The organism is Devosia equisanguinis (genome assembly GCF_900631955.1).
Classification (GTDB): Bacteria; Pseudomonadota; Alphaproteobacteria; order Rhizobiales; family Devosiaceae; genus Devosia; species Devosia equisanguinis.
The window spans coordinates 21171-32422 of the sequence record NZ_UZWD01000037.1; the positions used below are offsets into that span (position 1 = coordinate 21171).

11 protein-coding genes are annotated in these 11252 nt (G+C 63.5%); 10 read left to right on the plus strand and 1 reads right to left on the minus strand.

Features of this window, described 5'->3' with window-relative positions; translation table 11 throughout:
• Positions 1-52 precede the first annotated feature (52 nt).
• The 7 genes from DEVEQU_RS14890 (at position 53) to DEVEQU_RS14920 (ending at position 7267) form a co-directional block, all read left to right on the plus strand.
• Positions 53-994: a nucleoside hydrolase gene (locus DEVEQU_RS14890; RefSeq protein WP_126151394.1), complete on the plus strand. Its 942-nt coding sequence runs from the start codon at positions 53-55 to the stop codon at positions 992-994.
• A 169-nt stretch (positions 995-1163) separates the two neighbouring features.
• Entirely contained in the window at positions 1164-2132 is a 969-nt protein-coding gene (locus DEVEQU_RS14895; RefSeq protein ID WP_126151395.1) for a PDR/VanB family oxidoreductase, read from the plus strand.
• Positions 2133-2188: 56 nt separating this feature from the next.
• Positions 2189-4048, plus strand: a complete 1860-nt coding sequence (locus DEVEQU_RS14900; RefSeq protein ID WP_126151396.1) for a feruloyl-CoA synthase — start codon at positions 2189-2191, stop codon at positions 4046-4048.
• 3 nt (positions 4049-4051) lie between these two features.
• A complete protein-coding gene (locus DEVEQU_RS14905) occupies positions 4052-5293 on the plus strand; it encodes a thiolase family protein (RefSeq protein ID WP_126151397.1) in 1242 nt (413 codons plus the stop codon).
• A complete protein-coding gene (locus DEVEQU_RS14910) occupies positions 5293-6054 on the plus strand; it encodes an SDR family NAD(P)-dependent oxidoreductase (RefSeq protein ID WP_126151398.1) in 762 nt (253 codons plus the stop codon). Before DEVEQU_RS14905 ends, DEVEQU_RS14910 begins: the two co-directional genes overlap by 1 nt.
• A gap of 8 nt (positions 6055-6062) precedes the next feature.
• Positions 6063-6479, plus strand: a complete 417-nt coding sequence (locus DEVEQU_RS14915) for an acyl-CoA thioesterase (RefSeq protein ID WP_126151399.1) — start codon at positions 6063-6065, stop codon at positions 6477-6479.
• Positions 6480-6502: 23 nt separating this feature from the next.
• On the plus strand, positions 6503-7267 hold the full coding sequence (locus tag DEVEQU_RS14920; RefSeq protein WP_126151400.1) for a crotonase/enoyl-CoA hydratase family protein: 765 nt from the start codon (positions 6503-6505) through the stop codon (positions 7265-7267).
• 173 nt (positions 7268-7440) lie between these two features.
• Here DEVEQU_RS14920 and DEVEQU_RS14925 read toward each other — a convergent pair whose 3' ends face one another.
• Positions 7441-7914: a MarR family winged helix-turn-helix transcriptional regulator gene (locus DEVEQU_RS14925; RefSeq protein WP_126151401.1), complete on the minus strand. Its 474-nt coding sequence runs from the start codon at positions 7912-7914 to the stop codon at positions 7441-7443.
• 293 nt (positions 7915-8207) lie between these two features.
• Here DEVEQU_RS14925 and DEVEQU_RS14930 point away from each other — a divergent pair, with 293 nt between their 5' ends.
• The 3 genes from DEVEQU_RS14930 to DEVEQU_RS14940 all read left to right on the plus strand — a co-directional run bounded on the left by DEVEQU_RS14930 (position 8208) and on the right by DEVEQU_RS14940 (position 11155).
• Positions 8208-8717: a TRAP transporter small permease gene (locus tag DEVEQU_RS14930; protein WP_223214242.1), complete on the plus strand. Its 510-nt coding sequence runs from the start codon at positions 8208-8210 to the stop codon at positions 8715-8717.
• Positions 8714-10039 carry a TRAP transporter large permease gene (locus DEVEQU_RS14935; RefSeq protein WP_206437862.1) on the plus strand — a complete coding sequence of 442 codons (1326 nt, stop codon included), beginning with the start codon at positions 8714-8716 and terminating at the stop codon, positions 10037-10039. Before DEVEQU_RS14930 ends, DEVEQU_RS14935 begins: the two co-directional genes overlap by 4 nt.
• A gap of 93 nt (positions 10040-10132) precedes the next feature.
• Positions 10133-11155 carry a TRAP transporter substrate-binding protein gene (locus DEVEQU_RS14940; protein ID WP_126151403.1) on the plus strand — a complete coding sequence of 341 codons (1023 nt, stop codon included), beginning with the start codon at positions 10133-10135 and terminating at the stop codon, positions 11153-11155.
• The last annotated feature ends 97 nt before the right edge of the window (positions 11156-11252 follow it).

An 11252-nucleotide genomic window follows, 5' to 3' on the forward strand; every position in this document is an offset into this window, starting at 1 on the left:
CCGGCGCTTGGCTAGACTTGATGGGTTAGAGACCAGATTCGAAGAGTGCTTCATGTCGCGCAAAATCATCATCGACACCGATCCCGGCCAGGACGATGCCGTCGCCATTCTTCTGGCGCTTGCCTCACCCGCGGAGATCGACGTGCTGGCAGTCGTCGCCGTGGCCGGCAATGTCGGCCTGCACCACAATGCCAATAATGCGCGCAAGGTGGTCGAGCTCTCCGGCCGTCGCGAAGTGCCCGTCTATGCCGGCTGCTCCCGCCCGATGCGCCGCACCCTAGTGACCGCCGAGCATGTGCATGGCGATACTGGACTCAACGGCCCGGTCCTGCCCGATCCCATCATTCCGCTTCAGGCCCAGCACGGCGTCGACTACCTCATCGAAACGCTGATGAGCGCCGAGCCCAAGACCATCACCATCTGCGCACTGGGCCCGCTGACCAATGTCGCCATGGCGCTGGTCAAGGAGCCCCGCATCGCCGAGCGTATCCAGGAAATCGTCTTGATGGGCGGTGCTTATTTCGAGGTCGGCAACATCACCCCGGCGGCCGAATTCAACATCTATGTGGACCCGGAAGCCGCCGATATCGTCATGCGCTGCGGCGCGCCGATCACCATCCTGCCGCTCGACGTCACCCATATGGTGCAATCCACCAAGCCGCGGCTCGACGCCATCAAGGGGTTGGGCAACAAGAGCGGCCAGGCGGTCTATGACATGCTGACCTTCTCTGAGGGGTTCGACCTCAAGAAATATGGCTGGGACGGCGCCCCGCTGCACGACCCCACCGTCATCGCCTATCTGCTCAAGCCCGAACTGTTCGCCGGACGCGTCTGCAATGTCGCAATCGAAACGGCCAGCGAGCTGACCGTGGGCATGACCGTGGTCGACTACTGGCACGTCACCGACCGCCCCCGCAACGCCAACTATCTGCGTTCGGCCGATGCCGAAGGCTTCTTCGCCCTGCTCACCGAGCGCCTGGCGCGGCTGCCCTAGACCATTTCCAACTAAGGTGGACTCAGGGCGCTTTCGCCTCCCTCCCCCTTGAGGGGAGGGATTGAGGGTGGGGGTCCATCAGTGAATCACTGAACCACCCCCCACCCCGGCCCTCCCCCTCAAGGGGGGAGGGGGCGACAGTGCCAAACTTTTCTGGGAGGAAAACCATATGCGCAACCGTGTCGAATGGCGCGATGCCACCGTCGCCGAGGTCAGGCAGATTGCCGATGACGTCCGCTATATCGCCTTTGCAGTCGACGGCGTCGTGCCGCGCTTCGATCCGGGCTCGCACAGCAATTTCCGCGTCGAGATCAACGGCCAGCCGGCCAACCGCACCTATACGATCATTCCCGCGCCGTCGGGCCAGATCGCCGTGGCGGTCAAGCTGCACCCGCAAAGCCGGGGCGGATCGCGTTTCATGTGGGCGCTGGAACACGGCGCGGCGGTGCGGCTCACCCTGCCGGAAAACCGCTTCGAATTGAGCTGGCGCGCGCCGCACTACCTGCTGCTGGCCGGCGGCATCGGCATCACCCCGATCTATGGCATGGCACGGGCCCTGATGGCACGCGGTGCATCGCTCCGCGTCGTCTATGCCGCCCGCTCACGGGGGCTCATGGCCTTTGCCGAAGACTTGCAGGACCTGCTCGGCGGGCAACTGGTGCTGCGCGACAATTCGATTGGCGAGCATGTCGATCTCGCTGCCGAATTCGCCGCCCTGCCCCCGGATGCCGAATGCTATCTCTGCGGCCCCATCGGCATGCTCGAAGCTGCAAAGGCGGCCTGGGCCGACGCGGGCCGCCCGATCAGCCGCCTGCGCTACGAGGTGTTCGGCGATTCCGGCCTCTTTGCCGAAAAGCCCTTCGTGGTCGACGTACTCAATCGCGACATCTCGGTGCCGGTACGCTCTGACCAGACTCTGCTCGAAGCCCTGATCGGGGCCGGGGTGGAGATGATCTATGATTGCCAGCGCGGCGAATGCGGCCTCTGCGCCGTCAAGGTGCTGGAAAAGGAGGCCGAGATCGACCATCGCGATGTGTTTTTCAGCCCCGAGGAAAAGGCTGAGAACCATCGCATGTGCGCCTGCGTCTCGCGTCTCAGCGAGGGGCGCGCCGTGATCGATATCGGCTATCGCGCCTGAGGCTCTTGCGTCGATAATAGTTATAATACATAACTATATCCGTGAGGGAGGAACTCATGGATTTTTCGGCAACGCCCATCCGCCCCGTGCGGCTGGGCAATATGGCTGCGGCCGCAGAACGGCGCCCCGATGGCACCACCATCATTCGCTCGATCGAGACGCTCGGACCCTATCCGCGCGCCATCGTCGATGCGCTCAAGAGCTGGGCGCACAAGACCCCTGACGCGGTGCTGATCGCCGATCGCCAGGCCGACGGCTGGCGCGAATGGAGCTTTGGCCAGGTGCTCGCGGCCATCCCGCCATTGGCCCAGGCACTGCTGGATGCCGGCCTTTCCGCCGAACGCCCGCTGATGATCATCTCGGGCAATGAGGTCGAGCATTTCCTACTGGGCATGGCGGCCATCTGGGTTGGCATTCCATATGCCCCGATCTCGCCCGCCTATTCGCTCGTCTCCACCGCTTACGGGAAGCTCAAGCATATTGCCGGCCTCCTGACCCCCGGCATGGTCTATGCCAGCGATGGGGCCAAGTTCGCGCCGGCCATTACATCGACCTTTGCCGCCGACATTCCCCTGGTCGTGCGCAGCAATCCCGTCGACGGGAGACAAAACCATCTCTTCGCCGACCTGCTGCAAACGCCGGTCACCCCGGCCGTGGCGGCTGCCCATGACGCAATCACGCCCGATACGGTGGCAAAGGTGCTGTTCACCTCCGGCTCAACCGGCCTGCCCAAGGGCGTGATCACCACCAATCGGATGATGGCCTGCAACCAGGAAATGATCCGCACCGCGCTGGCCTTCGTCGCGGACGAGCCGCCCGTGCTGCTCGACTGGATGCCGTGGAACCACGTGGCCGGCGGCAGCCACAATACCGGCATGGCGATCTATAATGGCGGCAGCTTCTATATCGACGATGGCCAGCCGACGCCGGCCCGTTTTGGACGCACTCTGGAAAACCTCAAGACCGTCCAGCCGACCTTTTTCACCAATGTGCCCAAGGCCTATGAATTCCTCGTCGCCGCTTTCGACGAGCATCCCGAGGCGCGGCGCAACCTTTTCGCCCGGTTGAAGCTGTTGCAATATGCCGGTGCCGGCCTGTCGCAGCATGTCTTCGACGGGCTCGACAAGGCGGCGCGCGAGGAGACGGGCCAGCATGTAATGATCATCACCGGCTATGGCTCCACCGAAACCGCGCCCTTCGCCTTCACCACCACCTGGGCGGTGTCCGAGGCCGGCCATATCGGCCTGCCGGCGGCGGGAATGACAGTCAAGCTGGTGCCCAATGGCGACAAGACCGAGCTGCGGATGAAGGGGCCGAACGTCACCCCCGGCTATTGGCGCGACGCCGAAAAGACCGCAGAGGCCTTCGATGAGGAAGGCTTCTACAAGATCGGCGACGCCGTGCGCTTTGCCGATCCCGCCGACCTGTCCAAGGGCCTGGTCTTCGATGGCCGCGTCACCGAGGATTTCAAGCTCTCGACCGGCACCTGGGTCAATTTCGCCGCCGTGCGCACCTCGATCATCAGCGCCTGCGCGCCACTGATCCGCGACGTGGTGCTGACCGGTCTGGACCTCAACTCTATTGGCGCCATGATCTTCCCGGATATGGCCGCCTGCGCCCGTCACGCCGGCCTGCCCAGCGACACCGATGCCGAGACCATTCTTGCTCACCCCGCCGTGCGACAGAAATTCGAGCAGAGCCTTGTGGCGCTGGCGCAAAAGTCCACCGGCAGTTCCAACCACGTCGCACGGGCACTGCTGATGGCGGAGCTGCCCGATATCGACAAGGGCGAAGTGACGGACAAAGGCTCAATCAACCAGCGCGCCGTGCGCACCCACCGGGCCCATCTGGTCGAGGCGCTTTATGCCGAGACCCCCGGCGACACCATCATTCTCTGCCCCCGGAAAGGCGCCTGACCCATGAGCAAAGGCCTTCGCCTCACCTTCGATGACGCGTGGTTGCTGGGTGGCGCCCGCACGCCCTTCGTGGATTATCGCGGCGCCTTCGCCGAAATCTCGCCCATCGATCTCGGTATCAAGGCCGCCCGCGCCGCCATCGAAAAGACTGGCGTCAAAGCCGCCGATATCGGCCACACCATTGCCGGCTCCATGGCACAGGCCTCGTTCGATGCCTATGTCACCCCGCGCCATATCGGGCTTTATGCCGGAGCGCCCATCGAGGCGCCAGCCCATCTGGTGCAGCGCATTTGCGGCACCGGGCTCGAAGTCATTGCGCAGGCGGCGGATTCGGTGTCGCTCGGACGTGTCGATCTGGCGCTGGGTGCCGGCTGTGAATCGATGAGCCGCAACCCCATCGCCGCCTATACCCATCGCAATGGCTTCACCATGGGCAAGGTGGAGTTCAAGGACTTTCTGTGGGAAGCGCTTTACGACCCGGCCGGTTGCGTCAATATGGGCGACACCGCAGAAAACCTGGCCAAGCAATACAATATCGGGCGCGAGCGCGTGGACCGTTTTGCCGAGCGCAGTTTCAACCGCGCCATTGCCGCGCGCGATGCCGGCATTCTGGCCGAAGAGATTGTCGCGGTCACAAACGAGACGTTCGAGATCGAGACGCTCGACAAGCGCGCCATCAAGCTGCCGCGCGGCGTCGAGAGCGTCGATACGGATTCACATATCCGCCCCTCGCCCTACGAAGTCCTGGCCAAGCTGCGCCCGGCCTTTGGCGGCGTGCAGACCGGCGGCAATTCCTCGGCCATCGTCGATGGTGCCGGCGCCGTGCTGGTCGCGTCCTCGGCCTATGCCAAGGCCAACGGCCATAAGCCGCTCGCCCGTATTGTCGCCAGCGCAGCCGTCGGCGTGCCACCGCAGATCATGGGTATCGGCCCCGCACCCGCCATCCGCGCCGTGCTCGAAACCGCCGGGATGACGCTCGATCAGATTGACCGCGTCGAGATCAACGAAGCCTTTGGTGCGCAGATCCTAGCCTGCGCCGATGAACTCGGGCTCGATGAGGACAAGCTCAACGTCAATGGCGGAGCGATCGCCATCGGCCATCCGCTGGGGGTCACCGGCATCCGCCTGGGCCTCACCTTGGCGCTCGAACTCAAGCGCTCGGGCACGCGCTATGGCATTGCCTCCGCCTGTATCGGCGGCGGCCAGGGCATTGCTTTGCTCATTGAAAACCCAGAGGCCGCATAATGGATGTTTCGGGCAAGACAGTTTTCGTTACCGGCGCCGCCTCCGGGCTGGGCGCCGAGACCGCGCGGGCACTTTCGGGGGCAGGTGCCCGCGCGGCGGTTTTTGATCGGGATGCGGAAAAAGGCGAGGCCGTTGCCGCAGAGCTGGGCGGCAAGTTCTTTGCCGTCGACGTCTCGAGTGCAGATAGCGCCGAGGCAGCGGTGAACGCAGCTGTCGACGCCCTTGGCCCACCCTCGGTGCTGGTCAATTGCGCCGGCATCGGCACCGCCGCCCGCATTGTCGGCCGCGAAGGCCCGATGGCGCTCGATGCCTTTTCGCGCGTCATCAACGTCAACCTCATCGGCAGCTTCAACATGATGCGGCTCTGCGCCCATACCATGTCGCTGGCCGAACCCGATGCCAATGGCCAGCGCGGCGTCATCATTTCCACCGCCTCGGTCGCCGCCTATGACGGGCAGATCGGCCAAGCGGCCTATGCCGCGTCCAAGGGCGGCATCGTGGCCTTGACCCTGCCGGCGGCGCGCGAACTGGCCCGCTTCGGCATTCGCGTCTTGACCATCGCGCCCGGCCTGTTCCTGACGCCGCTGCTCGCGGAACTGCCGCAGGAGGTGCAGGACGGACTGGCTTCGGCCATTCCCAATCCGTCGCGCCTCGGCAAGCCGAGCGAGTTTGCGGCGCTGGTCAGAAGCATGGTCGAAAATGACTATCTCAATGGCGAAGTGGTGCGGCTCGACGGCGCCCTGCGCATGGCGGCGAAATAGGATTTTCCATGTTCACCCACACCATCAAGGTCGAGATCCAGTTCGGCGACTGCGACCCGGCGGGGATCGTCTACTACCCCAACTATTTCCGCTTTTTCGACAATGCCACCGCCGCCATGCTCTCGGCCGCCTTTGCCATGCACAAGCGCAACTGGCTCGACCATTACGGCATTGCCGGCATCCCCATGGTCGATACCGGCGCGCGCTTCATCAAGCCGTCGAGCTTCGGCGATGTCGTCGAAATCAGTTCCGAAATCACCGAACTGGGTCGCTCCAGCTTTGGGGTGAAACACAGCCTGCTGCGCGATGGCGACCTGGCCATCGAAGCGCATGAAAAGCGCGTCTGGGTTGTGCGCGACGACAATGGCGGCATTCGCTCCGCCGCGCTGCCCGACGAGGTGCGCAAACTTCTGGGTGCCCAATGAACGCCCATGCCAAAGGACAATCCATGACTGACGCCTTGATCATCGAGCAGCGGGGGCCGATTGCCCATCTGCGTCTCAACCGCCCGGAAAAGCGCAATGCGCTCAACGATGATCTGGTCGCCGCACTCGACGCTTTCTTTTCCGCCGTGCCCGAAGGCACCCGCGCGATAGTCATCTCCGGCGAAGGCGGGCATTTCTCGTCCGGCCTCGACCTGTCCCAGCATGTCGCACGCCAGCCGCTCGAGGTGATGGCGCATTCGCGCAACTGGCACCGCGTCATGGCGCAGGTGGCCAATTCGCCCATTCCCGCCATCGCGGCCATGAGTGGCGCGGTGATGGGCGGGGGGCTCGAATTTGGCGCGGCCTGCCATGTCCGCGTCGCCGAGGAAACCGTGCGCTTCCAGATGCCCGAGGGCCTGCGCGGCATTTTCGTCGGGGGTGGCGGCTCGGTGCGGATCACGCGGCTGATCGGGCCGGACCGGCTGACCGAAATGATGCTGACCGGTCGCACCTATTCGGGCATCGAAGGGGAGCGCCTGGGCCTGGCCCATCACCTGGTGCCCGAAGGCGGTGCACTGGAAAAAGCCTTCGAACTGGCCGAGCGCATTGCGAAGAACTCGCCAACGATCAATGGCTTCATCATCCAGGCCATCGCCCAGATCGGCTCCATGCCGCCCGAGGCCGGGCTCTATGCCGAAAGCCTGACGGCAGCACTGAGCCAGACCGGCCCGGACGCCGAAGAGGGCCTGCGCGCCTTCCTCGAAAAACGCCCGCCGGTGTTCAAGTAAGCCTTAGATTATTTCAACTTAAGGTGGATTCTGGGCGCTTTTGCCTCCCTCCCCCTTGAGGGGAGGGATTGAGGGAGGGGGTCCATCAGTGGATCGCTAAATGACCCCCTCCCCGGCCCTCCCCTCAAGGGGGAGGGGGCGATGAAGCCGCATCAACCAGAACGTGAAACGCTCTAGGTGAGGCGGTCGAGCAGCTCGATGAGGGTCTTGCGGGCCTTCTCACCGCCCAGCCGCGCCACCAGCTCCTGTTCCATATCCTCGTGCACCTGCCGTGCATGCGCGAGGAAGGCCTCGCCCTCTTGGGTCAGATGCAAGGCATTGGCGCGCTTGTCGAAATCGGACGGCACCCGCTCGACCAGGCCACGCTGTTCCAGCCCATGCACCAGTGGCACGAAATTGGCACGCTTGACCCCCAGCACTTCGGCGATCTCGGTCTGCTTGCGCCCGGGATTGTCAGCGATCAGCACCAGCACGGTATATTCCACCGGCCGCAAGGCCAGGCTTTCGAACACGGTCAGGAAGCGCTGGAACACGCTGAGCTGGGCGCGTCGCAGCCGATAACCGACTATGCTGCTGGTGGCCTCGGTGCGTAACGCATCGGTCCTGTCGTCGGCAGCTTCCTGTGTCGAAGGCTGTTCGCGCCGCATGTTCGCGTCACTTTCCCTGTTGGCTCGCCAAATGCCCCGCTTCTACCACTGGCGGCATTTGGTTATCCAGTATAACCTTATTGCCATGCGCCCGGACGAGGAACCGCGTCGCAAAAGTTATCGATTTGACGGGGCAGCCGCAATCAGACCCGCATTTCGCTTCAATCGATAATCTCAGGGTTATCATAAGGGCGAAATTTGTCATTTTACAAGACGAGTCCGGGCGGCGTTAAATCGGTATGAAGCGGGGGAGGAAATCCGTGTTCAGTGATAGTTCCTTGTTGGGACGGGCAATGCATGGCTTGGCCAAATGGATGGCCATTGCCGGCGGCATCGTCCTTCTGGCCATGATCGTGGTCGTGGTGTTGAGTGTGATTGGTCGAGCCTTTATCTGGGCCGGCCTCAAGCCCATTCTGGGCGATTATGAATTGATTTCGGTGGGCATGGGCTTTGCTGTCTTCGCCTTCCTGCCCTGGGCGCATCTGATGCGTGGCCATGCACTGGTGTCGCTCCTGACCGACACCTTCAGCGACCGCGTCAACGCCTGGATCCTGGTGGTTACCGACTTCATGATGCTGGTGGCCTCGGCTTTCATCGCCTGGCGGCTCTATTTCGGCATGATGGACAAGTTCGCCTATCGGGAAACCACCATTCTTCTGGGCCTGCCGCTGAGCTGGGCCTTCATGGCCGGGCTGGTCGGCGCCATCGCCATGGTCCTGGTTTCCATTTTCGTCTTCGGCCGCTCCATTCAGGACGCGCTCGCCGGCAAGGCGCCGCCCAAGCATGTGGGGAGCGAGCATTGACCACCAATCTACTCCTCGGCCTTCTGGGCATTCCGGCGGTTCTGGTGCTGGTCTTCCTGCGCGTGCCCATCGGCCTTGCCATGATGGCAATCGGCATTTTCGGCACCTGGATGATCACCAAGAACTTCAATCCGGTGATGGCCCAGTTCAAGACGCTGAGCTATTCGACCTTCGCCTCCCATTCCCTGTCGGTGGTGCCGCTCTTCCTGCTCATGGGCCAGTTCGCCACGCTGAGCGGGCTGTCGACCAAGATCTTCAAGGCGGCGACGGCGTGGCTGGGCCATCGCCAGGGCGGCGTGGCCATGGCCGCCATCGGCGCCAGCGCCGGCTTCGGCTCCATCGTCGGCTCTTCCCTTGCCACCGCTGCCACCATGGGCAAAGTCGCCCTGCCCGAGCTCAAGAAATACGGCTATTCCAATGCCCTCTCCACCGGCGCCGTGGCCGCTGGCGGCACGCTGGGCATTCTCATTCCGCCCTCGGTGATCCTCGTGATCTTCGCGGTGCTGACCGAACAGAACATCGCCAAGCTGTTCATGGGCGCCTTCCTTCCCGGCATTCTGGCGGCGGTCGGCTATCTGGTCGTCATCGCCATCTATGTGCGTGTCCGCCCCGAAGCCGGCGGCCGGCTGGAGCGTGTGCCCTATATGGAACGCTTCAAGGCCCTGGCCGATATCTGGCCGGTCCTGCTGGTCTTCGTGCTTGTCATCGGCGGCATCTATACCGGCATCTTCACCCCGACCGAGGCAGCGGCCATCGGCGCGGCTGGCACTTTCGTGATCGCCCTCGCCTATCGCAGCCTCACCTGGGAGAACGTCCGCGACGCGCTGCTTTCGACCGCGGTGTCGACGGCGATGATCTTCCTCATCGTCTTCGGCGCCGCCGTGCTCAACAGCTTCCTGGCCCTGTCGCAACTGCCGCAGGTGGCGGCCGGCTGGATCGGCGAACAGGGCTACAACCCCTGGATCGTGCTGGCCATCGTGCTGGTGTTCTACCTGGTCCTGGGCTGCGTCATGGATTCGCTGTCCATGATCCTGCTGACCATCCCGATCCTTTATCCGATGATGATGGTGCTCGATTTCGGCATGACCCCCGATGAGTTCGGCATCTGGTTCGGCATTCTGGTGCTGATCGCCGTGGAGGTCGGCCTGATCACCCCGCCGGTGGGCATGAATCTCTTCATCATCAATTCCATGTCGCCCGGCACCAAACTGTCGGAGACCTATCGCGGGGTGATGCCCTTCGTTCTCAGTGACATCATCCGGACCATAATCCTCGTAGCATTCCCATCGATCACGCTCTGTCTCGTGTGGTGGTTCTACTAGGACAATACGACCCTGCCCGGCTTTCTGGAGGAAGCCGGGCAGGAAAACCAAAAAACCGGCCACACGGCCGGCATCTCAAGGGAGGGAAACCCAATGAAGACCAAAACTTTCGTCCTGGGCGCACTGGCCGCTCTGGCCATGGCCAGCACCGCCTTCGCTCAGGAAGTCACGCTGCGCATTCATCAGATGCTGCCGGCCCAGGCCACCATTCCGGCCCAGGCCATCGAGCCCTGGGCCCAGATGGTCACCGAAGCCTCGGGCGGCCGCATCGCCTTCGAACTCTACCCGGCCATGCAGCTGGGCGGCGCTCCGGCCGATCTCTACGACCAGGCCAAGGACGGCGTGGTCGACATCGTCTGGACCATCATGGGCTATACGCCCGGCCGCTTCCCCAAGTCGGAAGTGTTCGAACTGCCGTTCCTGATCACCAATGGCGAAAAGTCCTCGGCCGCTTTCTACAACTACGTCATGGACAACGCTGCCGACGAATATGAGGGCATCAAGGTTCTGGCGCTGCACACCCATGGCCCGGGCCTGTTCCACTCCAAGGAGCCGATCACCAAGCTCGAGGACCTGCAGGGCATGAAGGTGCGCGGCGGCTCGCGCATCATCTCCAACATGCTGGCCCAGCTTGGCGCCGAGCCGGTCGGCATGCCGGTGACGCAGACCCCAGAGGCGCTGTCCAAGGGCGTGATCGACGCCACCACCGTGCCGTGGGAAGTGACGCCGTCGCTGCGCATATCCGAACTGGTCAAGAACCATACCGGCTTCACCAGCGACCATGGCCTTTACAGCCAGACCTTCGGCTTCTTCATGAACCAGGACAGCTATAACAACCTGCCCGACGACCTGAAGGCGGTGATCGACGCCCATTCGGGCCTCGAAGTCTCGCGCCAGTTCGGCCGCGTCATGGACAATGGCGATGCCGGTGGCCTGGCCATTGCGGTCAAGGCGGGCAACAATATCGTCCAGCTCGACGAAGCCGAGACCGCCCGCTGGATCGCTGCCGCCCAGCCGACCATCGACCAGTGGGTCGCCGACATGACCGCCGCTGGCGTTGATGGCCAGGCCCTGCTCGACGCCGCCCGCGCCGCCGTGGCGGCCGAAGGCAACTAGAGGACTTCAAACTGCGACGGACTCGGGGGCTGTCGCCTCCCTCCCCCCTTGAGGGGAGGGAATGAGGGTGGGGGTCCATCGTGGGCCACTGAACCAC